Source organism: Comamonas sp. FUJ_7, assembly GCF_057369555.1.
Map to the genome: position 1 here is coordinate 85,240 of NZ_JBXXZI010000008.1, position 22,877 is coordinate 108,116.

Annotated in this window: 20 protein-coding genes; 16 read left to right on the forward strand and 4 right to left on the reverse strand. The window is 58.4% G+C overall.

Annotated features, from left to right (window positions below; all coding sequences use genetic code 11):
- Positions 1 to 17: 17 nt before the first annotated feature.
- The 5 genes from AC2I9W_RS13090 (at position 18) to AC2I9W_RS13110 (ending at position 9,671) form a co-directional block, all read left to right on the forward strand.
- A complete protein-coding gene (locus AC2I9W_RS13090; protein ID WP_486410387.1) occupies positions 18 to 3,596 on the forward strand; it encodes an indolepyruvate ferredoxin oxidoreductase family protein in 3,579 nt (1,192 codons plus the stop codon).
- A gap of 354 nt (positions 3,597 to 3,950) precedes the next feature.
- Positions 3,951 to 4,283, forward strand: a complete 333-nt coding sequence (gene yajC / locus AC2I9W_RS13095; RefSeq protein WP_486410388.1) for a preprotein translocase subunit YajC — start codon at positions 3,951 to 3,953, stop codon at positions 4,281 to 4,283.
- Between the two features lie 88 nt (positions 4,284 to 4,371).
- On the forward strand, positions 4,372 to 6,273 hold the full coding sequence (gene secD / locus AC2I9W_RS13100; protein WP_486410389.1) for a protein translocase subunit SecD: 1,902 nt from the start codon (positions 4,372 to 4,374) through the stop codon (positions 6,271 to 6,273).
- An 11-nt stretch (positions 6,274 to 6,284) separates the two neighbouring features.
- Positions 6,285 to 7,241 (forward strand): protein translocase subunit SecF, encoded by a 957-nt coding sequence (gene secF / locus AC2I9W_RS13105; protein ID WP_486410390.1) that lies wholly within the window; start codon positions 6,285 to 6,287, stop codon positions 7,239 to 7,241.
- A 57-nt stretch (positions 7,242 to 7,298) separates the two neighbouring features.
- Complete coding sequence (locus AC2I9W_RS13110) at positions 7,299 to 9,671, forward strand: DUF1631 domain-containing protein (RefSeq protein ID WP_486410391.1); 2,373 nt, start codon at positions 7,299 to 7,301, stop codon at positions 9,669 to 9,671.
- Between the two features lie 119 nt (positions 9,672 to 9,790).
- Here the strand turns inward: AC2I9W_RS13110 and dprA are convergent, their stop codons facing one another.
- Complete coding sequence (dprA, locus tag AC2I9W_RS13115) at positions 9,791 to 10,984, reverse strand: DNA-processing protein DprA (RefSeq protein WP_486410392.1); 1,194 nt, start codon at positions 10,982 to 10,984, stop codon at positions 9,791 to 9,793.
- 12 nt (positions 10,985 to 10,996) lie between these two features.
- The gene (locus AC2I9W_RS13120; protein WP_486410393.1) at positions 10,997 to 12,187 is read right to left on the reverse strand and encodes a LysM peptidoglycan-binding domain-containing protein; all 1,191 of its coding nucleotides are present in this window, start codon (positions 12,185 to 12,187) and stop codon (positions 10,997 to 10,999) included.
- Positions 12,188 to 12,390: 203 nt separating this feature from the next.
- Here AC2I9W_RS13120 and def point away from each other — a divergent pair, with 203 nt between their 5' ends.
- The 8 genes from def to AC2I9W_RS13160 all read left to right on the forward strand — a co-directional run bounded on the left by def (position 12,391) and on the right by AC2I9W_RS13160 (position 18,490).
- Positions 12,391 to 12,903, forward strand: a complete 513-nt coding sequence (def, locus tag AC2I9W_RS13125; RefSeq protein ID WP_486410394.1) for a peptide deformylase — start codon at positions 12,391 to 12,393, stop codon at positions 12,901 to 12,903.
- 20 nt (positions 12,904 to 12,923) lie between these two features.
- Positions 12,924 to 13,424 (forward strand): outer membrane protein assembly factor BamE domain-containing protein, encoded by a 501-nt coding sequence (gene bamE / locus AC2I9W_RS13130; RefSeq protein ID WP_486410395.1) that lies wholly within the window; start codon positions 12,924 to 12,926, stop codon positions 13,422 to 13,424.
- 42 nt (positions 13,425 to 13,466) lie between these two features.
- Positions 13,467 to 14,426 (forward strand): methionyl-tRNA formyltransferase, encoded by a 960-nt coding sequence (gene fmt / locus AC2I9W_RS13135; RefSeq protein WP_486410396.1) that lies wholly within the window; start codon positions 13,467 to 13,469, stop codon positions 14,424 to 14,426.
- 2 nt (positions 14,427 to 14,428) lie between these two features.
- Positions 14,429 to 15,190, forward strand: a complete 762-nt coding sequence (locus AC2I9W_RS13140) for an AzlC family ABC transporter permease (protein ID WP_486410512.1) — start codon at positions 14,429 to 14,431, stop codon at positions 15,188 to 15,190.
- Positions 15,187 to 15,519, forward strand: coding sequence for an AzlD domain-containing protein (locus AC2I9W_RS13145; RefSeq protein WP_486410397.1), 333 nt, complete (start codon positions 15,187 to 15,189; stop codon positions 15,517 to 15,519). Before AC2I9W_RS13140 ends, AC2I9W_RS13145 begins: the two co-directional genes overlap by 4 nt.
- Before the next feature lie 222 nt (positions 15,520 to 15,741).
- Entirely contained in the window at positions 15,742 to 16,935 is a 1,194-nt protein-coding gene (locus tag AC2I9W_RS13150; protein ID WP_486410398.1) for a phosphoglycerate kinase, read from the forward strand.
- Positions 16,936 to 17,202: 267 nt separating this feature from the next.
- The gene (locus AC2I9W_RS13155; protein WP_486410399.1) at positions 17,203 to 17,682 is read left to right on the forward strand and encodes a Crp/Fnr family transcriptional regulator; all 480 of its coding nucleotides are present in this window, start codon (positions 17,203 to 17,205) and stop codon (positions 17,680 to 17,682) included.
- Between the two features lie 142 nt (positions 17,683 to 17,824).
- A complete protein-coding gene (locus AC2I9W_RS13160) occupies positions 17,825 to 18,490 on the forward strand; it encodes a hypothetical protein (protein ID WP_486410400.1) in 666 nt (221 codons plus the stop codon).
- Between the two features lie 39 nt (positions 18,491 to 18,529).
- Here AC2I9W_RS13160 and AC2I9W_RS13165 read toward each other — a convergent pair whose 3' ends face one another.
- On the reverse strand, positions 18,530 to 19,087 hold the full coding sequence (locus AC2I9W_RS13165; RefSeq protein WP_158394078.1) for an adenine phosphoribosyltransferase: 558 nt from the start codon (positions 19,085 to 19,087) through the stop codon (positions 18,530 to 18,532).
- A gap of 112 nt (positions 19,088 to 19,199) precedes the next feature.
- On the opposite strand from AC2I9W_RS13165, the gene AC2I9W_RS13170 reads away from it, so the two are divergent.
- Genes AC2I9W_RS13170 through lptC form a run of 3 tightly spaced genes read left to right on the forward strand, consistent with a single transcriptional unit; the run spans position 19,200 to position 21,378 of the window.
- Positions 19,200 to 20,201, forward strand: a complete 1,002-nt coding sequence (locus AC2I9W_RS13170) for a KpsF/GutQ family sugar-phosphate isomerase (RefSeq protein WP_486410401.1) — start codon at positions 19,200 to 19,202, stop codon at positions 20,199 to 20,201.
- Positions 20,201 to 20,761 (forward strand): KdsC family phosphatase, encoded by a 561-nt coding sequence (locus AC2I9W_RS13175; protein ID WP_486410402.1) that lies wholly within the window; start codon positions 20,201 to 20,203, stop codon positions 20,759 to 20,761. The genes AC2I9W_RS13170 and AC2I9W_RS13175 overlap by 1 nt, the downstream gene beginning before the upstream one ends.
- Entirely contained in the window at positions 20,758 to 21,378 is a 621-nt protein-coding gene (lptC, locus tag AC2I9W_RS13180; RefSeq protein ID WP_486410403.1) for an LPS export ABC transporter periplasmic protein LptC, read from the forward strand. The genes AC2I9W_RS13175 and lptC overlap by 4 nt, the downstream gene beginning before the upstream one ends.
- Positions 21,379 to 22,272: 894 nt before the next feature.
- Here the strand turns inward: lptC and AC2I9W_RS13185 are convergent.
- Complete coding sequence (locus AC2I9W_RS13185) at positions 22,273 to 22,728, reverse strand: RNA recognition motif domain-containing protein (RefSeq protein WP_486410404.1); 456 nt, start codon at positions 22,726 to 22,728, stop codon at positions 22,273 to 22,275.
- Positions 22,729 to 22,877: the final 149 nt, after the last annotated feature.

Consider the following 22,877-nt stretch of genomic DNA (forward strand, 5'->3'; position numbering starts at 1 on the left):
CATGGAGACAACAAGCCATGAATGCCCCCTTGCCCGATGAAGTCCGTCGTGCCCTGGAGTCCGTGACTCTGGACGACAAATATTCCCTGGATCGCGGTCGCGCCTTTATGAGTGGCGTGCAGGCCCTGGTCCGACTGCCCATGCTGCAGCGCTTGCGCGATGCACAGGCGGGGCTGAGCACCGCAGGCTTTATCAGCGGCTATCGCGGCTCTCCGCTGGGTACGTATGACCAGTCGCTGTGGGCAGCCAAGAAGCACATGGAGGCGAACCACATCGTCTTTCAGCCCGGCGTGAATGAGGAGCTGGGCGCCACTGCGGTCTGGGGCTCGCAACAGCTTGATCTTTATCCCGATACCAAGAAATTCGATGGCGTCTTCGGCATCTGGTACGGCAAGGGGCCGGGCGTGGACCGTTGTTCGGACGTGTTCAAGCACGCCAATATGGCGGGTACGGCCAAGCATGGCGGCGTGATTGCGATTGCGGGCGATGACCACATCAGCAAATCCAGCACTGCCGCGCACCAGAGTGACCACATCTTCAAGGCCTGCGGCACGCCGGTGTTCTTTCCCAGCAGTGTGCAGGACATCCTGGACATGGGCTTGCACGCCTTTGCCATGAGCCGTTTCTCGGGCCTGTGGTCAGGCATGAAGACGATTCAGGAAGTGGTGGAGTCGTCTTCTTCTGTCGAGGTCGATCCCGACCGCGTCAACATCATCATTCCTGAAGACTTTGTCATGCCGCCCGGCGGCCTGCATATCCGCTGGCCCGACCCGCCACTGGAGCAGGAAGCGCGCCTGATGAACTACAAGTGGTACGCAGCCCTGGCCTATGTGCGTGCCAACAAGCTCAACCACAACGTGATTGAAGGGCCGAACGATCGCTTTGGCATCATCTCCAGCGGCAAGGCCTATAACGATACGCGCCAGGCGCTGGTCGATCTAGGGCTGGACGACGAAACCTGTCGCCAGCTGGGCATTCGCCTGCACAAGGTCAACGTGGTCTGGCCGCTGGAGGCCACCATCACGCGTGACTTTGCGCGCGGCCTGCAGGAAATTCTGGTGGTCGAGGAAAAGCGCCAGGTCATCGAATATCAGGTCAAGGAAGAGCTGTACAACTGGCGCGACGATGTACGCCCCAATGTGGTGGGCAAGTTTGGCGACGAGCATGGTGGCGAATGGTCGCTGCCCAACCCCAGCTCCGACTGGCTGCTGCGCCCCAATGCCGATCTGACACCCGCGCTGATTGCCCGTGCTATTGCCCAGCGCCTGAAAAAGCTGGGGGTGCCCGCGCATATCGAAGCGCGCATGCAGGAGCGCATCGCCGTACTGGACGCCCGCGAGGCCGCGCTCAAGGCCGCCAAGGAAGCATCGACCGGTGACCGCACGCCGTGGTTCTGCAGCGGCTGCCCGCACAACACCAGCACCCGCGTGCCCGAAGGCAGCCGCGCCGTGGCCGGTATTGGTTGCCACTACATGACGACCTGGATGCCCGACCGCAACACCAGCACCTTCACGCAAATGGGCGGTGAGGGCGTGACCTGGGTGGGCCAGGCACCGTTCACCAAAGAGCCGCATGTCTTTGCCAATCTGGGCGACGGCACCTACTTTCACAGCGGCCTGCTGGCGATTCGCCAGAGCATCGCGGCGGGCACCAATATCACCTACAAGGTGCTCTACAACGACGCCGTGGCCATGACCGGTGGCCAGCGCGTGGGCGAGCGCCCCGAGGGCCATTCGGTGCTGCAGATCATGAACAGTCTGTTGTCCGAAGGTGTGCAAAAGCTGGTGATCGTGACCGACGAGCCGCAGAAATACGACGGCGTGAAGCTGGGCGAGGGCGTGACCGTGCACCACCGCGATGAGCTGGACGCGATTCAGCGCCAGTTCCGCGAGCTCAAGGGCTGCACGGCCATCATCTACGACCAGACCTGCGCCACCGAAAAGCGCCGCCGCCGCAAACGCGGCACCCTGAGCACGCCGGACAAGACCGTCATCATCAACGAGCTGGTCTGCGAAGGCTGTGGCGACTGCTCGGTCAAGTCCAACTGCCTTTCGGTGGAGCCGGTCGAGACCGAGTTTGGCCGCAAGCGCCGCATCAACCAGAACAGCTGCAACAAGGATTACTCCTGCGTCAACGGTTTCTGCCCCAGTTTTGTGACGGTGGAAGGTGGCACGCTCAAAAAGCCCAAGAAAGAGAAAAAGGGCAATCTGGACTCCATGCCCGGCATTCCCGACCCTGTGCTGCCCGTTGCCGAGCAGGCCTGGGGCATTGTGGTGGCTGGCGTGGGCGGCACAGGCGTGATCACCATTGGCTCGCTGCTGGGCATGGCTGCCCACCTGGAAGGCAAGGGCGTGATTACGCAGGATGCCGCAGGGCTGGCACAAAAAGGCGGCTCGACCTGGAGCCATATCCAGATCGCCAACCGTGTGGACGCCATCTACACCACCAAGGTGGACATGGCCAAGGCCGATCTGGTCATTGGCTGCGACCCCATCGTCACGGCTACGCCCACCACCATGTCGGTGATGCAGCCGGGCCGCACCTTCATCGCGCTCAACACCCATGCATCGCCCACGGCGGCGTTTGTGGGTAACCCCGACTGGCAGTCGCCCGATGCACGCTGCGTGCAGGCTCTGGTCGACGCTGTGGGTGTGGACGGCATCGGCAGCTTTGATGCCGAAAAAGCCGCCACGGCGCTGCTGGGCGACAGCATCTATGCCAACCCCATGATGCTGGGCTACGCCTGGCAAAAAGGCCGCGTGCCACTGAGCCATGCCGCGTTGATGCGGGCCATGGAGCTCAACGGCGTGCAGATCGAAAACAACCAGGCCGCGTTCGAGTGGGGTCGCCGCTGCGCCCATGATCTGGCTGCGGTGCGGGCGCTGTATCAGGCTTCGCAGGTCATCCAGTTTGTCAAAAAGCCTTCGCTGGACGAAATGCTGGCCAAGCGTGTGGAGTTTCTGACTGGCTACCAGAACGCCGACTACGCCAAGCAGTACCAGGACTTTGTGGCCAAGGTGCGCGGCGCAGAGGAAAAGCTGGGCCAGGGCACACGCCTGTCGCAGGCCGTGGCGCGCTATTTGTTCAAGCTGATGGCGTACAAGGACGAGTACGAAGTGGCGCGCCTGCACACCGATGCGGCCTTCACCAGCAAGATCAGCGAGATGTTCGAGGGCGACTTCAAGATCGTTCACCACCTGGCGCCGCCCACAACGGCCCAGAAGGACGAAAAAGGTCAGCTGAAGAAAAAGGCCTATGGCCCCTGGATGCGCAAGGCCATGGGCGTGCTGGCGGGCATGAAGGGCCTGCGCGGCACGGTGCTGGATCCGTTTGGCCGCACCGAAGAGCGCAAGACCGAACGTGCGCTGATCGTGGAATACCGCCAGTGCATCGAGACTCTGCTCAAGGACTTGAGCGTCGACAAGCTGGCGCTGGCCGTGGAAATCGCGTCCATACCCGAGGACATTCGCGGCTACGGCCATGTGAAGGAGCGCAATTTGGCGGCGGCACGAACCAAATGGCAGGGCCTGATGCAGCGCTGGAATGCGCCGGCAGCCGCCGCGCCTGTCGCTGTGCAAGCAATGCCAGTGAACTAATTGCGAGAATTCGCATCACAAAAAAGGCCGGGGAGACCCGGCCTTTGTATTGAGGGGGCTATTGGTTCTATATGTGAATTTGATAGCTGGTTGCGCTTGTATTTCCTGATATTCAAATATAAAACAGTCGGAAATCATTAAGAATTAAGCGCTGGAAGCTATGCTTTTTACAAGTCCTGTGCGTATGAGCTGCGATACAGCCAGCACATCAGGGAATGCCTGTGCCATCTGACTGACCCTGCCCATCTTGGGAACAAGCCAGCCGAATACAATGTCCCGCTGACCTGGCCGTCGCTGCAACCGCGCGTCTGTCAGACCCTATTTCTGACAAATTCACTCTTTCGGAGCCTTTTCGTGTTCATTTCTTCTGCTTTCGCTCAGACCGCTCCTGCCGCCGCTGCTGAAGGCGGCTTCATGGGTTCGCTCACCGGCATGCTGCCTCTGGTGCTGATGTTCGTGGTGCTGTACTTCGTGATGATCCGCCCCCAGATGAAGCGCCAGAAAGAGCATCGCGCCATGGTTGACGCACTGGCCAAGGGTGACGAAGTGGCGACCGCCGGCGGCATCATCGGCACCGTGACACGCATTGCCGAGCAGTTCCTCTACATCGAAGTGGCATCTGGCGTGGAAATCCAGATCCAGCGCTCCGCTGTGGTGCAAGTGCTGCCCAAGGGCACGGCCAAGTAAGCCTGTCTGTTGTGAGTTTTGAGGGGTACGGCGCTCGGCCAGAGTGTGCGTACCCGTTGTGCGTTGCTGTAAAACAAAGAGCGCGATCATGAACCGATACCCGGTCTGGAAGTACGCGATCATCGTGATCGCGCTGCTGGTGGGGGTGCTCTACACCCTGCCCAATTTTTTTGGTGAAGCGCCTGCGGTGCAGGTCTCCTCGGCCAAGTCCACTGTGAAGGTGGATGACTCCGTGCTGCAAAAGGTGGAGTCTGCGTTGAAAGAGGCGGGCGTTCAGGCAGATTCGCTGTCGCTGGAAGGCACTTCGGTGCGTGCCCGCTTTGATACGCCCGATGAGCAGCTCAAGGCTAAGGACGTGATCCAGAAGGCATTGATCGCCGATCCAAGCGATCCCACCTACATCGTGGCGCTGAATCTGGTCTCGCGCTCGCCCGACTGGCTGACTGCCATTGGCGCCAAGCCCATGTACCTGGGTCTGGACCTGCGCGGCGGCGTGCACTTCATGCTGCAGGTGGATATGGCAGCGGCCCTGACCAAGAAGGCCGAGAGCTTTGCCGGCGATCTGCGCACCACCATGCGCGACAAGAACATCCGCCACGGCGGTGTCAGCCGTGATGGCAACAATGTCAGCATCCGCGTGCGCGATGAAGCCACGCTGACTGCAGCGCGCAATCTGATTGCCGATCAGTTCCCTGACCTGACAGCGACTTCCGTGGCTGATGGCACGGGCTTCAAGCTGGTGGCAACCATCAAGCCCGAAGCCCTGCGCAAGGTGCAGGAGCAGGCGCTCAAGCAGAACATCGTCACGCTGCACAACCGTATCAACGAGCTGGGCGTGGCCGAGCCGGTGATTCAGCAGCAGGGCCTGGACCGCATCGTGGTGCAACTGCCCGGCGTGCAGGACACGGCCAAGGCCAAGGACATTCTGGGCCGTACCGCCACGCTGGAAGTGCGCATGGTGGACGAGTCTGCCGAAGCGCGCTCAGCCGAGCTGGGCTCCGGGCCCGTGCCTTTTGGCTCCGAAAAATATCTGGACCGTAATGGCCAGGCCATCATTGTGCAAAAGCAGGTGACGCTGACCGGCGAGAACCTGACCGATGCCCAGCCCGGCTTTGACAGCCAGACCCAGGAGCCCACCGTCAACCTGACGCTGGACGCCAAGGGTGCGCGCATCTTCAAGGATGTGACCCGCGAGAACGTGGGCAAGCGCATGGCCATCATCCTGTTCGAAAAGGGCAAGGGTGAGGTGGTGACGGCGCCGGTGATCCGCGGTGAGATTGGCGGCGGTCGTGTGCAGATTTCCGGTCGCATGACAACCATGGAAGCCAACGACACCTCGCTGCTGCTGCGCGCAGGCTCGCTGGCAGCTCCCATGGAGATCATCGAGGAATACACCATCGGCCCAAGCCTGGGTGCGGACAACATCAAGCGTGGCGTGGATTCCGTGGTCTGGGGTCTGGTGGCGATTGCGGGCTTTATGTGCGTGTATTACATGCTGTTTGGCGTGTTCTCCACGATTGCCCTGTCGGTGAACGTGCTGCTGCTGCTGGCCATTTTGTCCATGCTGCAAGCCACGCTGACCCTGCCCGGCATTGCCGCCATGGCGCTGGCGCTGGGTGTGGCCATTGACTCGAACGTGCTGATCAACGAGCGTATTCGTGAAGAGCTGCGTGCCGGAGCTTCGCCGCAGGCGGCGATTCACGCGGGTTACGAGAGCGCCTGGCACACCATTTTGGACTCCAACGTGACTACGCTGATTGCCGGTCTGGCGCTGCTGGCCTTTGGTTCGGGCGTGGTGCGAGGCTTTGCCGTGGTGCACTGCATCGGCATTCTGACTAGCATGTTCTCGGCCGTGTTCTTCTCGCGCGGTCTGGTCAACCTCTGGTATGGCGGCAAGAAAAAGCTCAAGACTCTGTCCATCGGTCAGGTCTGGAAGCCTGAAGATGGCTCTGGCCACCGCTCTGTGGCCGGTCGCGGCAGCAACAACTAAGGAGGAAGATCATGGAATTCTTCCGTATCAAAAAAGACATCCCGTTCATGAAGTACGCGTTGTTCCTCAACGCGGTTTCCTTCATCACTTTTGCGCTGGCGGTCTTTTTCCTGTTCTCGCGCGGTCTGCATCTGTCCGTGGAATTCACGGGCGGTACGGTCATGGAAGTGGCCTACACTCAGCCTGCCGACATTGGGAAGGTGCGTGACACCGTCTCCAAGATCGGCTACCCCGATGTGATCGTGCAGAATTTCGGCACGTCCAAGGACGTGATGATTCGCCTGCCCGTGCAAAAGGGCGTGACGACTGCTCAGCAAAGTGAGCAAGTGCTTACGGCGCTCAAGGCCGAAGATGCAGAAGTCACGCTGCGTCGTACCGAGTTTGTCGGCCCGCAGGTGGGTGACGAGCTGATGCACAACGGCCTGATGGCCCTGGGCATGGTGGTGCTGGGCATCATCATTTACCTGGCTTTTCGCTTCGAGTGGAAGTTCGGTGTGGCAGCCATCATTGCCAACTTGCATGACGTGATCATCATCCTGGGCTTCTTCGCCTTCTTCCAGTGGGAGTTCTCGCTCTCTGTGCTGGCAGGTGTGCTGGCGGTGCTGGGTTATTCGGTCAACGAGTCTGTGGTGATCTTTGACCGTATCCGCGAAACCTTCCGCAAGTTCCGCAAGCTCAACACGCATGAGGTCATTGATCACGCGATTACCTCGACCATGAGCCGCACCATCATCACCCACGCCTCGACCGAGGCCATGGTGCTGTCCATGTTCTTCTTCGGTGGACCCAGCCTGCATTACTTTGCGCTGGCACTGACCATCGGCATCTTGTTCGGCATCTACTCCTCGGTGTTCGTGGCCGCAGCCATTGCCATGTGGCTGGGTGTCAAACGTGAGGATCTGATCAAGGCGCCCACCAAGGCCTCTGAACAAGACCCCAACGACCCCAACGCAGGGGCTGTGGTCTAAATCCTTTAACACTTGCGGCGAGAGCTTTAGAGGTCTGGCCGCCATTACACTATTGGAATGGCTCTCTCGCAGTCTTCCCTCAACGCGCCTGCAGCTCAGCAACAATTGGGCTGGCAGGCGCGCTTGCGTTGGGTTCATGGAATTTGTCAGGGCTTGCCTAAAGTCGCGCAGCAGCTCGATGAATTTTTCGCCACTCAGAGCAGCTCCGTATCTGCCACTCATGAGATGCAGGACTGGCGTGAGGTCTGGGCGGGCTTTCAGTCCAGTCAGAATGCCTGGGTGCAGGCCAGTGCCAAGGCCTTGCAGCAGGCTGCCCGCAAGTCGCCTACGGGAACAAGAGAAAGCAGCCCTTCTTCTTCAGCACCGCTGACGTTCGAGTTGCTCAGCGATGACGTTGTAGAGAACAAAATTCTGGCTTCCCGCATGGCTCTGGCCATGGGCGAGGCACTGCAGCCGGGTTTTGAGCCCATGCGGCTGCGCATTCAGGCCCTGGAAGGGCAGGAACTGCCTTCTCAGGATATGTTTCGTTCCGAAACGATTTGCCTGCACCTGATTGAACAATGGCTGGCCTGCGGCCTGGAGCGCAAGCATTTGCTTAAGGCTGTGGAGCCTTTGCAGAATGCGCTGGCTCCGTTGATGGAGTCCGAGTACGGCATCTTGCATAAACTGCTGGATGCCAAGGGTGTGAGCAAGGCGCAAGAAGCGCCGCTGCGTGTGCGGCGCACCGAAGGTGGCCCTTCTACCGGTGCCATGCATTTGGGCGGTGGAAGTGCTTACGCGGGAGGAGGTGAGTCTGGCTGGACTTCTTCTTCCGCCATGCAGTACATGTCAGCTTCTGCAGGTGGCCAAGGCTTTGCGCTGCCACCAGGCTCCAGCACTGGACTGGGCATGTTGGCTCGTGCGCGTCACCGCGCCTTGGATACAATGAATCAGCTACGCCAGCTGCTGAGCCAGCCTGCGATTGGCATTCAGGGGCTGGTGCCCGGTGTGCCGGTGGTACCCATGCCCCCTGCTTCGGCCGCTTTGGCACAAGCGTTGCAGGAGCAGCAAATGCTGGCGACGCAAATACAGACGCAATTTCCCGTGGCTGCAGGATCGGTCATGGCCATGCCTGCGATGGATTACAGCCCGGCCGCCATAGGGCAATTGGTCAATCTGGTGCGTGAGCGCTCGGCAGACTGGAAGGAAAAAGCCGAGACCAAGGGGGAAAAGGCGACCATCGAGGTGGTTGCGCTGATGTTCCAGAGCATTCTGTCCGAGGACAGGCTGCCGCCTTCCATCCGCGTCTGGTTTGCACGTCTTCAGGTTCCGGTGCTGCGTGTGGCGTTGGCTGAGCCACAGTTTTTCAGCGACCTCAATCATCCGGCGCGCAAGCTGATTGACCGCATGGGATCTTGCGTCATGGGCTTTGATGCCAGCAGCATCAATGGCAATGCGCTGGAGACTGAAATCCGCCGTGTGGTGCAGGTGATCGAGCAGTATCCGGAGACTGGACAGAAGGTGTTTGCTCTGGTGCTGCGCGAATTTGAGGACTTTCTCTCCAAGCACCTTGCGCAGAATCAGTCCACAGCCAAGATCACCAGTGTGGCGCAGCAGGTGGAGCAAAAGGAAACGCTGGCCGTTCAGTACACCATCGAGCTGCGCAATATGCTCACCGACATGCCGGTGCGTGAAGAGGTGAGGGATTTCTTGTTCAAGTCCTGGGCCGATGTGCTTGCCATGGCCACGGTGCGCTATGGCGCCAAGGATGCTCGGGCCATGCGCTTCAAGCAGGCTGCCAGCGAGCTGGTCTGGTCGGCCAGTGCCAAGCCATCACGTCAGGAACGTTCGCGTGTCATTCAGGGTCTGCCGGTTTTGCTGCAGACCTTGCGGGAGGGGTTGGAGCTGATCAGCGTGTCTGGCGACGAGCAGGCAGCAGTGGTCAAGGTGTTGACGGACACATTGGCACAAGCCTTTATGTCCAAGACAGCGGCCATTCCCGCCGAGCGGATTGAGGCCATGGCCAAACGCCTGTCGGAGCTGGAAAAATACATCAGCGAGGATGGCAAGCTCGACGATCTGCCTTTGTCCAGCGAAAGCATAGAGATGATGCTGGGTGTGGATACAGCCGATCTGAATGTCATCTCCAATACGGACACGCCTGTGGAGCCCGCCATGCTGGAGTGGGCACAGTCTTTGGAGAGCGGACGCTGGTTCACGCTCGACCACAATGGTGCACGCGTACAGGTGCAATATGTGTGGCGCAGCCGTCGCAAGCATCTGCACTTGTTTGCCTCTTTGGATGGTCATTGCTATCTGCTGCAGGCCCAGCGCATGGCCACGTACCTGCAGGCAGGCCTGCTTGCCGTGCATGACGCCGAGGCTCTGACGGTGCGCGCTACGCGTGATGCGCTGCAGAAGATTCAGGCGAATCCGGAGCGTTTGCACTAACACCCCCTGAGCGGCTTTGCCGCTTCCCCCTCTCTCGCTTCGCGGGAGGGGAACGACAGCTTTGCTGCGCGGCGGCGCTTGCTTGCTGCCCCTAATTTGGCGTGCGCCAGCTTTTGGACTTAGCTTTGCGTGATACGCTGGTATAGGCCCCCGGGCAGGCGGGCGACCAGGCCGTCCAGTTCCAACTCCATCAACTGAGCCTGCAGGTGGGCGGCATCCCAGCCTGTGCGCTCGCTCAAAGTTTCCAGAGCCATGGGGTCGTGGCCTAGCGCCTGCAGTAGCGGAGGCTCAGTTGCAGGGGTTTCATCTTTGATAGCTGTTTGCGCTTTATCTGTGAGTGATTGAGCGGCTTTTAATCCTTGAAGTTCTTCGAGTACATCGGCTGCGGTTTCCACCAGCTTTGCTCCTTGGCGCAGCAGGGCGTGGCAGCCTTTGGCCTGTGGTGCGTGGATGGAGCCGGGAATGGCAAACACCTCACGTCCCTGTTCACTGGCCAGGCGTGCAGTGATGAGGGAGCCGGACTTCAGTGCCGCTTCCACGACCAGAGTTCCTTGGGACAGGCCAGAGATGATGCGATTGCGCTGCGGGAAATGGCGTGCAAGAGGTTGACTGCCAAGAGGATATTCGCTGATGAGCAGACCATTGAGCGCAATTTGCTGCGCGAGCTGGATGTGGGCGCGTGGATAGACCTGATCCAGTCCGGTGCCGACTACGGCAATCGTGCGGGGTGTTGGGCCTGCCGGGCTGTGTAGGGCTCCCTCATGTGCTGCGGCATCGATGCCACGGGCAAGCCCCGAGACGATGCACAGACCTTGCTCAGTCAGAGCTTGCGCCATGTTTCGGGCATTGATGACGCCTTGAGCCGATGGGTTGCGACTGCCGACCATCGCCAAGGCGGCAGGGTAGGGAAACCAGGGTCTGGCGGAGGAAAGCAGGGAGACTGGGCCTTGGATAAATAGCAGCAGGGGGGGATCTTCGGTATGCAGCAGGCAGTCGGGATATTGAGAGCTTCCCAGCTGGATTACGGTATGCAAGGTACCTGGGGCGGGTGACGCCAACCATTGCCTCAAGACATTGCAGTGCTTGTCCCAGTCCGCAGGAAGCTCACTCAGTGCCTTGATCTGGGCTTGTGTCGCGCACTCCGCCCAGGCTTGCAGCGGTAATTGCCAGATGGCCTCGGCTCCGCCTGCACGGGCCAGAAGCCTGCGTGCCGTGGCACGGCCCAAGCCCGGCGTCAGCAGCAGGCGCAGCCAGGCCAGCGTTTCGGCATCGGGCGAGGCATGGTGCGCATCGGGTAGAGAAGCGGGCACCATGCTTGGCCTCTCTTAGCGTTGAGGTGAGTGCAGGCCGTCACCCACATTCACGCCGCGCTGGGCGGTGGTGATAAGCGCGTACGACACGCGGTCGAAAACCTTGAAGACCATGGCATAGCCATTGGCCTCATCGGGCAGCTTGACGGTGTCGCGAGTAGGGCTGGTCTTATCCACAATGACATTGCCCTTGCTGACAAGCTCCAGCACTGTGCCAATGTCCATACCGTCTTGCGCGCCCTTGTTGATGGCAATCACCTGATTTTGCGCGGCGTTATAGCCCACAGAGTCTCCATAGATGGAGACGACGGCTGCACCTTCAACGTTCTTGACAGGTGCGTGGGGCACATAGCTCAGGTACTGAGGTGCGGGCGATGGCAACAAGCGGTCGCCTGCGCGAATCTCGTTCTTCGAGCGCGTGATGTCCACGGTTCCCGGGGTAGCCTGAGCGGGCTGGCCGTCTGCAGATTCAAGCACGCTCTCACCGCGCACCACAGTCGCACTCCCCAGATACTTGGCTTCATAGCCCAGAATTTCCCCGCTGACCGGGTCCTTGAGTGCAGTTGCGTCGCGGAAGATGCGATAGCTGCTGGGTTGATGCTTGTCAGTGCTGATCAGCTGACCACCAGAGTTGCGTACATAAGCCCTATCACCCTTGGCCATGAGCACGCGCTTGTCCTGTGTCGCAATGATGCGCGGAGCCTGCGTCAGCGCCTGGCTGTCCACTACCAGTGGTTCGGCCAGGAAGGGCTCGATCAGATGGGGTGGTAGCGTGGGCAGAGCCAAGTCTTTGAGGGAAGATTCGCGGGTCTGGGGTGACAAACGAACGACGCCTGGGTCTCCATTGGGTGCTGTGGTCGACAGGCGTGCATAGCCGTTGCTACGGACCAGATACAGCACTTGACCTGGATAGATCAGGTGAGGGTTGGCAATACTGGAGAGGTTCATGCCCCACAGGTCGGGCCACCGCCAGGGTTGGCGCAGATACATGCCTGAAATTGCCCACAGCGTGTCGCCCCGCTTGACGGTGTACTGGGCGGGAGCATTGGCAGTCAGTTCTTGCTCGGGGATTCCTTGTTGAGCGACTTGCTGGGCGGTAGTGCGCTGAGCGGCAGTCACTGGGTAGCTCTGGGCGTGAGCCGAGGTCAGGGCGGCAAGCAGCGTGGCGCCAATACTCAGGGCACGTGCAGTGGCAAATGCGGTCATGAAATTCCTTCTGGGGGATTCGTTTACTGCAGCGTCCCTCGCGTCGCTGCACTGTGGGCGATCTTGGCATAAGCGACCCCACAAGTCTTACAAATGTGTCTAAATTCTCGATGCAAGGCCTGGATAGATCAATGTTTATTGGGATGCGGCCAAGCGTTTGAGCGCAAATGTTGGGACAATAACGACAGTTTTACCGAGATATCATGGCCATTCTTTCCATCCTCTGCTACCCCGATCCCCGTCTTCACAAGGTCGCCCAGCCCGTGGCGCAGGTGGATGAGCGCATCCAGACCCTGGTGAAAGACATGCTCGAGACCATGTATGACGCCCAGGGCATCGGCTTGGCTGCCACGCAGATCGACGTGCACGAGCGTGTGGTGGTGATCGATGTGTCTGAAGAGCGCAACGAGCCGCTGGTTCTTATCAACCCCGAAATCACCTGGGCCAGCGAGGAAAAGCAGCTGGGCGAAGAAGGCTGCTTGTCCGTGCCCGGCATCTATGACGGTGTGGAGCGCTCCACTTCGGTCAAGGTCAAGGCGCTAGACGAAAACGGTAACAGTCGCGAGATTGCTGCCGAAGGTCTGCTGGCCATCTGCATGCAGCATGAGATGGACCACCTGCTGGGCAAGGTGTTTGTCGAGTACCTGTCGCCGCTCAAGCGCAACCGCATCAAGACCAAATTGGTCAAGGCCCAGAAAGCGGCCGCTCGGAACTGATTTCCCCAAGGAGCTCCCCCATGCCGCGATTCCAGACCCTGTGTCGCAGCCTCGCAGCCAGCGTGATGGCTCTGGCTTTGGCAGCGTGCATGGTGCCGCAGTGGCAAAAGCCGGGCATGCCCCAGGCCGAGGTGGAAAAAGGTATGGGCAAACCCACGGTGGTGGTGCCCTTGCCAGATGGCGGAACACGTTTCGTCTATAGCCAGCAGCCCGCGGGCCAGCAGGTCTATCACATGGACTTTGATGCCCAGCACAAGCTGACTCGTGTGGAGCAGGTGCTGGATACCGCCCATTTCTTTGCGCTGCGCAACGGTGTGGATACCCGGGACGATGTCTATCGTGTGTTTGGACCGCCTGCGAAAGTCGAGGGGGTCTACAGCTTCAAAGGCGACATCTGGACCTACCGGTTTATGGACAATGGCAACCCAAGGCGCGCCCATGTGCACATAGACCCGCAGGGCGTGGTGCAAAAAACCATGTTCACCGACGAGAGCATGTATTTCAGAGAGCCGCATCGTTGAACACCTGGCAGCCGATGGCTGCCTTTTTATTTTGTGAGTCCCATGAAAGTCATTTTTGCCGGCACACCCGAATTCGCGCGCGTGGCCCTGGAGCGTCTGCTGGCCGCAGGTTTTGAAGTTCCTCTGGTGCTGACCCAGCCCGACCGTCCTGCTGGACGCGGCATGAAGCTGCAGACCTCTCCCGTCAAGCAGTGCGCGCTGGAGCATGGCATTGCCGTGGCCCAGCCCATGAGCCTGCGCCTGGATGGCAAATACCCCGAAGAAGCCGCAGCCGCCAAGGCTGCCATTGATGCGGCGCAGGCCGAAGTGATGGTGGTGGCCGCCTATGGCCTGATCCTGCCGCAGTGGGTGCTCGATACGCCGCGTCTGGGGTGCCTGAACATCCACGCATCTTTGCTGCCGCGTTGGCGCGGTGCTGCACCCATTCATCGCGCGATTGAAGCGGGTGATGCCGAGACCGGCGTCACCATCATGCAGATGGATGCGGGCTTGGATACCGGCGATATGTGCGTGATCGAGCGTCTGCCGATTGCGCCCAACGACACCACGGCCAGCTTGCACGACAAGCTGGCCGCGCTGGGCGGCCGTTTGATTGTCGAGGCGCTGGAAATGGCGGCTTGTGGGGGCCTTAATCGCACGCCACAGCCCGTCGATGGTGTGACCTATGCTCACAAAATTGATAAGGCTGAAAGCCTGATCGACTGGACTGAAAGCGCGGAAGTCATTGCGCGTCGCTTGCGTGCCTTCAACCCTTTCCCTGGTGGAGCCACCAGCCTGGGAAGCGAAGCCATTAAGGTCTGGGAAGCACAGGCAGAACCGGGTGTGGGCACACCAGGCACCGTGCTTGCAGCGGATGCGAGAGGGGTGCGTGTGGCCTGCGGCAATGGCGTACTCAATATGACGCTGCTGCAGCGAGCAGGTGGTAAGCGTCTTGCGGCAGGGGATTTTCTGCGGGGCTTTGAGGTGCCCGCTGGAGCGGCGTTGGGCACGGCGAAGGCATGAGCATGGCTTTGGTGCTGAGGCAGCGTGCCAAAGCCATGGTACGCGACCCGCTCTTCTGGGTTGGCTCCAAGGAGATGGGGGGCACAGCCTTGGGTATTGCGGCCTGGGGTCTGGTGACCGGTGTAGCCATGGTCAAAAGTGGTCTGTCCGTGCCGCTGGCCTTGTTTATGGGCTTTACGGCCTATGCCGGCAGTGCCCAGTTGGCGGTGCTTCCGCTGATGGCTGTGGGTGCTCCGCTATGGGTGATCTGGTTCACCGCCATTTGTGTGAACCTGCGCTTTGTCATCCTGTCGAGCATGTGGCGCAGTTATTTTGCACATCTGAGTTTGCGTCATCGCCTGTCGATTGCCTATTTCAGTGGCGACGTGATTTTTGTGAACTTCATGCGCCGCTACCCCGAAGCGAAGCCACAGGTGGAGCAGGTGCCTTATTTCTGGGGCGCTGCTCTGACGAACTGGCTGGCTTGGCAGATTCCGTCCACGTTGGGCATTTTTCTGGCCGACCAGATTCCTCTGTCCTGGGGGCTGGGCTTTGCAGGTGTGCTGGCTCTGCTGGGCGTTTTGCTGTCCATGCTCAAGGACCGTGCAACCTGGGTGGCGTCCATCGTTGCCTGCACAGCTGCGGTGGCAGCTTTTGCACTGCCGCTGAAGCTCAATATTCTGGTGGCCATTGCTGCCGCTGTGGCAGCAGGTCTTTTGGCTGAGCAGTTGCAAAAGCAGGCAGACAAGCTGCCGCGCATTGAACGCGACAAGGAACGGCCATGATGAGCAGTTTTTGGATCATCGTTGCCTGTATCGGGCTTGCCGTGATTACTTTGGTGACGCGAGCTTTCTTCATGATTCCTGAGCAGGAACTGCCCCTGCCCAACTGGCTCAAGCGCGGGCTTAAATACGCACCGCTGGCGGCGCTGGCGGCAGTGATTGCTCCTGAGATTGTGATGAGCGATGGCCAGTTGATTGACAGTCTGGCGGATGCGCGCCTGCCGGCATTGCTGGCGGCAGTGCTGTACTTTTTTTACAAGCGAAGCATTCTTGGAACCATTGCTTTAGGTATGGCGATTTATTTGCCATTGCATATAGGCTTGGGCTGGTAGCCCCAAGACTAGAGAAAACAGGAGCAGACTGCTCCTGTTTTTATATCTTCTGAAATGAAAAAGCCTTGAAACCTAGTTACGGTGCGTGCTTTATGCTCCTGTTTTTGAGTCGAGTAAGCATGTAAAAGCAGTGCTTGAAAAGAATTGACGCCCTAGAATGCAGACAGATTTTTTGTTTTCCAACTTCTGTATGGGCGACTTTCGGAGTCGCTTTTTTGCTGTATGAACATCATTCGCTTCTCCGATCTGTGCGCTCAGGGCAAGGCCCAGGGTCAACGTGTTTTCATCCGCGCTGACCTGAACGTGCCGCTGAACGACGCTGGTGAAATCACCGAAGACACCCGCGTGCGCGCCTCGGTGCCCGCCATCGAGATGGCTCTGAAGGCCGGCGCGGCCGTGATGGTCACCAGCCACTTGGGTCGCCCCACGGAAGGTGAATTCAAGCCTGCCGATTCGCTGGCCCCCGTGGCCAAGCGCCTGGGCGAGCTGCTGGGCCGCAATGTGCCCCTGGTTGCCAACTGGGTGGACGGCGTGCAGGTCGCTCCCGGCCAGGTCGTGCTGCTGGAAAACTGCCGCGTGAACGTGGGCGAGAAGAAGAACAAGCCTGAGCTGGCCCAAAAGCTGGCCCAGCTGTGCGACATCTTTGTGAACGACGCCTTTGGCACCGCCCACCGCGCCGAAGGCACGACCTACGGCATCGCCGAATACGCGCCCATCGCCTGCGCCGGCCCGCTGCTGTCGGCCGAAATTGATGCGCTGAACAAGGCGCTGGCCGCACCCGCACGTCCCCTGGCTGCCATCGTGGCCGGCTCCAAGGTGTCCACCAAGCTGACCATCTTGAAGAGCCTGGCCGACAAAGTGGATCAGCTGATCGTGGGCGGCGGCATTGCCAACACCTTCATGCTGGCTGCCGGTCTGAAGATCGGCAAGAGCCTGGCCGAACCCGATCTGGTGGCCGAAGCCAAGGCCGTGATCGACGCCATGGCCGTCCGTGGCGCCGCCGTGCCCGTGCCCACCGATGTGGTCTGCGCCAAGACTTTTGCGGCAGACGCCGTGGCTACCGTCAAGAAAGCCACCGACGTGGCCGACGACGACATGATTCTGGACATTGGCCCAGAGACTGCTGCCAAGCTGGCCGAAATGCTCAAAAAAGCCGGCACCATCGTCTGGAACGGGCCCGTGGGTGTGTTTGAGTTCGACCAGTTTGCCAACGGCACCAAGGTGGTGGCCCAGGCGATTGCTGAATCCCCCGCCTTCAGCATCGCTGGCGGCGGCGACACCCTGGCTGCCATTGCCAAGTACGGCATTGAAAAAGACGTAGGCTATATCTCCACCGGCGGCGGAGCTTTCCTGGAAGTGTTGGAAGGCAAGAAGCTGCCCGCTTTCGAGATTCTGGAAAAGCGCGCCAACGGCTGATTCAGGTGCTGAGGTGTCAGCTATCAAAAAAGGATCGACTTGTCGATCCTTTTTTGTGGCTGTCAAGAGCGAATACAGGTGAATTAAGGTAGGGAAAAGTAACGTGGATCAGCAAATGATTGGCGGGACTGCCGGAGTCGCTTAGCATTCAGCTTGCGCCTGCACAGAGTCATGGCGTCATGAATCCTCTTTTGTATAAGCAGCTTGCGTTGCAGATTCCGGTTAACTGATCTGGAAGACGGACGCGCTGCTTTCTTATCACTGCTTATGTCTGCTTCAACACCTCAGGACTTGTCTGCACTGATTCAGGCCATGACGACGTCCGTTGCCACTGATACTGCTCAGAACGTGCTCAATGCCGGACAGTGGGAGTTGTTGGCACCTTATCTGCAGCCTATCAACCTGGCTGCCAGTGAGGTGCTCTTTGTGGAAGGTGCGCTGGATCGCAACCTGTACATGGTTGAATATGGTTCGCTGAGCGTGCACTATCAGGATTCCAAGGAAAGAATCCGTCTTGCCTTGGTCGGTGCTGGGTCAATTGTGGGAGAGGGCGCTTTCTTTGCCCATCGCCCGCGCAAGGCAACCGTTCAGGCCGCAGCACCCAGTCGTCTTTGGTGCCTGACAGCGCTGCGCTATTCTGAGATGGCAAACCGCCAGCCAGCGTTGGCTCTGGCATTGCTGACGATGGCAGGTCAGGTGCTGGCTCGTCGTGCAGGCGATAGTCGTCGTCGCATTGCCAGCACTTAACGGGCAATATTTATCGCCAGTCTGTTTTTTCTCCTTGATCCATGTCGGACAGAGGCTAATATTTCTTCAAATGTCACGAGCTGCCTTGGTCGTGAAGGCAGAATGTGTCTTGTTGTAAATTTTTGCCTAGTCGAGTGTGCTCATGTCCCTGTTTCGATGGTTTTCTCGCGGGTCACGCCAGGAAAGTGGCTCGCAAGCGCCGCGCCACGAGGATGATTCGGGCGCGCGCCTGTCACAGCGCAGAGAGCGGTCTGCAAGACGTGAGCAGCTTTACGTCATCGTGCGTGAGGCCATGGTGCGGGTTGGCATTCTCTCTGCTGGGTATAAGTTCAAGGTGCTTTCATTGGATAGCAGTGGTCAGCGCTTTGTCGTTATGGTGGACTTGGCACCGGCTTATGCTGCCGATGCTTCTCAGCAGCGACGGATTGAGGCTTTGATCGCAGAACTGGCCAGATCCCGAATGGATGCGGGAGTGCATGCAGTGTATTGGCGTGTGAATGGGCAGATTCAGACGCCCCCAGCTCCCGGCTTTATTGCTCCAGAGCCTGAAGGATTCCTGCATCCTGCAAATCCGGCACCTTATTCCAATGGTGGGGCACGTACGGGCCGATCTTTCGAACCCATTGATGCGAATGAAATGGATGCTTTCAAGCAGGCTGTGGCTATGGCTGCTGCATCTCCAACCAGTGTCCGTTATTCTCGTCATGCCCCCTTGCTCGGGCCCGGTTCTGGGCATGAGGAAGGAGGCGAGTTTGCCGTCTCGGGCCTGGGGTCTCTGGGGGCGACTCAGTATGGAGAGCTGCGTTGACTGCTGACTTAAAGAAAGCCTGGGCTTGCCAGATTCGCTTCAATGACCTGCGAAATCGACCAGCGTGAATAGAGGCAGGCCACTGTCCTTGAGGTGCTTGGAGCCGCCCAACTCCGGCAGATCCACAATTGCGGCCCCTTCGATCACAGTGGCTCCCAGCTTTTCCAGTAATTTTTTGCCTGCCATCATGGTTCCACCAGTGGCAATCAAATCATCAATCAGCAGAACGCGGTCACCGGGCTTGACGGCATCGGTGTGTAGCTCCACTGTGGCGCTGCCATATTCCAGTTCGTAGGTTTCCTCCACGGTGGTGAAGGGCAACTTGCCTTTTTTACGGATGGGGACAAAGCCGACGTTCAGTTCGTGCGCGATCACGGCGCCCAAAATAAAGCCCCGGGCATCCAGGCCTGCAACCACATCGGGGCGTAGCTTGGGCTCCATATAGCGGTGCACGAACGCGTCGGTCATGACGCGAAAAACCTTGGGGTCCTGCAGTAATGGGGTGATGTCACGAAACTGCACGCCAGGTGCAGGCCAGTCTGGAACGGTGCGAATGTGGTCGCGCAGATAGTCGTTGACGCTGGTGGAAGTTTGCATGGGACAGTCTGTGATTTTGGAATGACCGTCAGTGTATTGGGTGGGGCAGGAAATACAGGTAAAAGGGATGTTGCCTGCTGACCATCAAGTATGGGATCGCTAAAATCCATGCATGAATTTTGATGCTGCCCATTCGCGTTTGATTGACGCACCGCGTGCTTTGAGCTTAGCCCGTGAGGCTCTGGAGATTGAGGCCAGTGCCTTGAACGCTATGTCTGAGCGCCTCAATGGCGCATTTACCGATGTTGTGCAGCGAATTCTGCAATTGCCTGGCCGTGTGGTTGTCATGGGGATGGGCAAGAGTGGTCATGTGGGCAGGAAAGTGGCAGCAACACTTGCGTCGACCGGCACCCCTGCATTCTTTGTGCATCCCGCCGAAGCAAGTCATGGTGACCTCGGCATGCTGACCGCAGATGATTTGGTCCTGGCCTTATCCAATAGTGGCGAGACGGATGAGTTGACGGGCGTGTTACCTGCGATCAAGCGTATGGGAGTGCCTTTGGCTGCTGTGACGGGGGGGCTGGAGTCTACTTTGGCCAAGCACGCGGATTGGGTTCTTGACACGCATGTGGCCCAAGAGGCCTGCCCACTGAACTTGGCTCCGACTGCCAGCACTACAGCCCAACTGGCGATGGGCGATGCCTTGGCTGTGGCCTTGCTGGATGCTCGGGGGTTTGGGGCTGAAGACTTTGCGCGCTCTCATCCCGGTGGAGCGCTGGGACGCCGCCTGTTGACCCATGTGCGTGATGTGATGCGCAGTGGTAGCGATGTGCCTCAAGTTGTTCAGGATGCCAGCTGCGTTGATTTGATGCGTGAGATGAGTGCCAAAGGGCTGGGTTGCTCTGCTGTAGTCAATGCAACGGGTGACCTGGTGGGTATTTTTACGGATGGCGATTTACGCCGTTGCGTAGAGGCGGGCGTAGATCTGCGTAGTTGCAAGGCACAAGATGTCATGCATGCCAAACCCCTGACCATTGAGCCTGAGTTGCTTGCAGTAGCTGCAGCCCGGATGATGGAGGAGCACGGTATCACTGCAGTGCTTGTGACGGATGAGCGTCAGCATTTGCAGGGCGTGATACATATTCGTGACCTGATGCGCTCCAAGGTGATCTGATGAATAGACCCGCCCTGGCCCCTCTGCAGCAATGGGCTCCCGAACTCCTGCTTAAGGCGCAAGACATCCGCGTGGCTTTTTTTGACGTGGATGGTGTGCTGACGGATGGAGGGCTCTACTTTTCGGGTGATGGTGAAGTGCTCAAACGCTTTCATACCCTGGATGGTCATGGCCTGAAGCTGCTGCAACAAGCAGGCATTACTCCGGCTGTGGTGACCGGGAGAGACTCGGCACCGCTGCGGCTCCGCCTGAAGCAGCTGGGTATTGAACATGCCCGTTTTGGCACAGAGGACAAAGTGCCAGCTGCCGAGTCCATTCTGGCTGAGCTGGGCTTGCAATGGGGGCAGGCTGCAGCCATGGGAGATGATTGGCCTGATCTGCCAGTGATGCGTCGAAGCCAATTCGCATGTGCCCCTGCCAATGCACACGAAGAGGTCATGCATATGGCGGACTGGGTTTGCGGCAAGAGTGGTGGCGAGGGGGCGGTCCGTCAGCTTTGTGATTTGTTGCTGATAGCGAATGGCTCTTATGCGACCCAGCTGGCGAGGTATGGCTCATGATCGCGAAATGGCGCCGTATCAGCGATAAAGCCTCAATGTATCTGCCTGTTCTCATCATGGGGCTGCTAGCGCTTGGAACTTGGTGGCTGGTGCGCAATGCACCCAAGCCTGTTAGCAGGGGGGCGGAAAAGGTTGTGCGTCATGAGCCCGATTATTTTTTAAAAGACTTTGTCATCAAAAATTTCGAGGCTTCAGGAAGGCTCAAAAATCGCTTGAACGGTTCTGCCGGAGAGCACTTTCCCGATACCGATACGCTGGAAATCGATGATGCGCGGATGCTGAGCTTTACGCCAGATGGTCGCAGGACAGTGGGTAGCTCAAAACGTGCGCTTAGCAATGGGGATGGCTCAGAAATCCAGATGTTTGGACAGGCCGTCATCACCAGAGAACCTTTGCCTGCAACGGCAACTCAGAAGGCATTGCCAACGATGCAGTTGGAGAGTGAGTTTTTGCAAATATGGCCCAATGAAGAGCGTGTCAGTACAAACAAGCCAGTCATCATGACACGTGGTCAGGACCGGTTTACTGGTGATCACATGCAGTACACCCACCTGGATCAAATTCTGCAGATGCAGGGGCGAGTCAAGGGCATCATCCAGCCCAGTGCAAAGCAATAAGTCGTGGCAAAAGCTCGGCCGAATCTCATCTACATCACTGGCGCTTCCAGTGGCATAGGGCAGGCTTTGGCTTAGCACTATTATCAGCTTGGGTTGTCGCTTGCACTGGTGGTAAGGCCTAGTGCTGTGATTGAGCAGTGGCGCAGGTCATGCAGTTGGATACGTCTCGCTGGACTGCTTATGGCGCAGATGTCACAAATATGACAGCATCTGCGCTGCAGGTCAGGAGTGCATCGCTCGTCAGGGAGTGCCTGATGTCGTAATTGCCAATGCAGGGGTTAGTTGGGGCGTAGATACCTCTTTGCGTGAGGATCTTGATGTCAGGCAACAGGTGCTTGCCAGCAACACTTTAGGCTGGGCTGCTACGTTTCAACCATTTATAGAGCCTGTGAAACTGCGTGGCCCAGGTCGCTTGGTCAGTATTTTTAGTGTGACCCGCGTAAGAGGCTTGCCGCGCATGCTGCATCTTTAGCCAGCAAGGCCGGCTGCTATTGCATATAGCGAAGCTGGAGGTTTGAACTCCAGAGGACGATAGTCTCGCTATTAGCGTCTTACCGGGCTATGTTGATACTCCTCTGACGCAAAATAATCCTTACCCAATGTCTTTCTTGCTTTCTTCTGAAGTGTTTGCGAAGCGTGCATATCGATTCATCGAGAAAAAATCACGATATGTGATTATGCCTGGGCAGATGGGGATAGTAGCCCGACTAATGCGAGTCTTGCCTGCATTGGTGTGGGATAAGTTCGCTTATGGAAAGACCCGCAAGCCCAGGCATCTTCAAAGGGATTGATATGAAAATATTTTTCTCTGCCAAGAACGGTAAACCAATTTGAATTGCTAAATCTATGAAATAAAGGCACTTTAAAGTGCCTTTATTTAATGGTGCTTAAAAATTATTCGCTGTGGCTATTACCGTTGCCATAGCCTCCACGACCGCCATGGCGTGGACCGGAGCCGTAAGGACTACGGAAGCCGCCATCACTGCGACCTCCGCCGTAGCCTCCATCGCCGCGGCCGTAACCGCCATCATTGCGGCCACCGCCATAGCCACCTTCGTTGCGGAAGCCGCCACCATAGCCGCCTGTACGTGGAGGGCGTGGCTCCATGGGGCGAGCTTCATTGACGACCAGGCTGCGACCACCTAATGGCTGGCCATTCATTCCTTGAATGGCGGCTTGTGCTTCTGCTTCACTGGCCATTTCTACGAAACCAAAGCCTTTGGAGCGACCTGTGTCACGTTCCATCATGACGCGCGCACTCTCTACAGCTCCAAATTGGCTGAATGCTTGCTCCAGATCGTTGTCGCGTACACCATATGGAAGGTTTCCGACATACAGCTTATTGCCCATTAATAACTCCTAGCTCCTCAATGCTTCAATGGTGCGATGCATTCAGGACATGCGCTGTATATCCACAGGAAAACATGCAATAAATCCCAAATAACTATTCGCTGGTGAACGGGTAATTCCCGAGAAATGGATTATGGGGGATAAACATG

What these genes read in the sequence shown, in the direction of transcription:
- AC2I9W_RS13090 (WP_486410387.1), top strand. Translation starts at nt 18, where the DNA reads ATGAATGCCCCCTTGCCCGATGAAGTCCGTCGTGCCCTGGAGTCCGTG.
- secD (WP_486410389.1), top strand. Translation starts at nt 4,372, where the DNA reads ATGAACCGATACCCGGTCTGGAAGTACGCGATCATCGTGATCGCGCTG.
- secF (WP_486410390.1), top strand. Translation starts at nt 6,285, where the DNA reads ATGGAATTCTTCCGTATCAAAAAAGACATCCCGTTCATGAAGTACGCG.
- AC2I9W_RS13110 (WP_486410391.1), top strand. Translation starts at nt 7,299, where the DNA reads ATGGCTCTCTCGCAGTCTTCCCTCAACGCGCCTGCAGCTCAGCAACAA.
- dprA (WP_486410392.1), bottom strand. Translation starts at nt 10,984, where the DNA reads ATGGTGCCCGCTTCTCTACCCGATGCGCACCATGCCTCGCCCGATGCC.
- AC2I9W_RS13120 (WP_486410393.1), bottom strand. Translation starts at nt 12,187, where the DNA reads ATGACCGCATTTGCCACTGCACGTGCCCTGAGTATTGGCGCCACGCTG.
- def (WP_486410394.1), top strand. Translation starts at nt 12,391, where the DNA reads ATGGCCATTCTTTCCATCCTCTGCTACCCCGATCCCCGTCTTCACAAG.
- bamE (WP_486410395.1), top strand. Translation starts at nt 12,924, where the DNA reads ATGCCGCGATTCCAGACCCTGTGTCGCAGCCTCGCAGCCAGCGTGATG.
- fmt (WP_486410396.1), top strand. Translation starts at nt 13,467, where the DNA reads ATGAAAGTCATTTTTGCCGGCACACCCGAATTCGCGCGCGTGGCCCTG.
- AC2I9W_RS13140 (WP_486410512.1), top strand. Translation starts at nt 14,429, where the DNA reads ATGGCTTTGGTGCTGAGGCAGCGTGCCAAAGCCATGGTACGCGACCCG.
- AC2I9W_RS13145 (WP_486410397.1), top strand. Translation starts at nt 15,187, where the DNA reads ATGATGAGCAGTTTTTGGATCATCGTTGCCTGTATCGGGCTTGCCGTG.
- AC2I9W_RS13150 (WP_486410398.1), top strand. Translation starts at nt 15,742, where the DNA reads ATGAACATCATTCGCTTCTCCGATCTGTGCGCTCAGGGCAAGGCCCAG.
- AC2I9W_RS13155 (WP_486410399.1), top strand. Translation starts at nt 17,203, where the DNA reads ATGTCTGCTTCAACACCTCAGGACTTGTCTGCACTGATTCAGGCCATG.
- AC2I9W_RS13160 (WP_486410400.1), top strand. Translation starts at nt 17,825, where the DNA reads ATGTCCCTGTTTCGATGGTTTTCTCGCGGGTCACGCCAGGAAAGTGGC.
- AC2I9W_RS13165 (WP_158394078.1), bottom strand. Translation starts at nt 19,087, where the DNA reads ATGCAAACTTCCACCAGCGTCAACGACTATCTGCGCGACCACATTCGC.
- AC2I9W_RS13170 (WP_486410401.1), top strand. Translation starts at nt 19,200, where the DNA reads ATGAATTTTGATGCTGCCCATTCGCGTTTGATTGACGCACCGCGTGCT.
- AC2I9W_RS13175 (WP_486410402.1), top strand. Translation starts at nt 20,201, where the DNA reads ATGAATAGACCCGCCCTGGCCCCTCTGCAGCAATGGGCTCCCGAACTC.
- lptC (WP_486410403.1), top strand. Translation starts at nt 20,758, where the DNA reads ATGATCGCGAAATGGCGCCGTATCAGCGATAAAGCCTCAATGTATCTG.
- AC2I9W_RS13185 (WP_486410404.1), bottom strand. Translation starts at nt 22,728, where the DNA reads ATGGGCAATAAGCTGTATGTCGGAAACCTTCCATATGGTGTACGCGAC.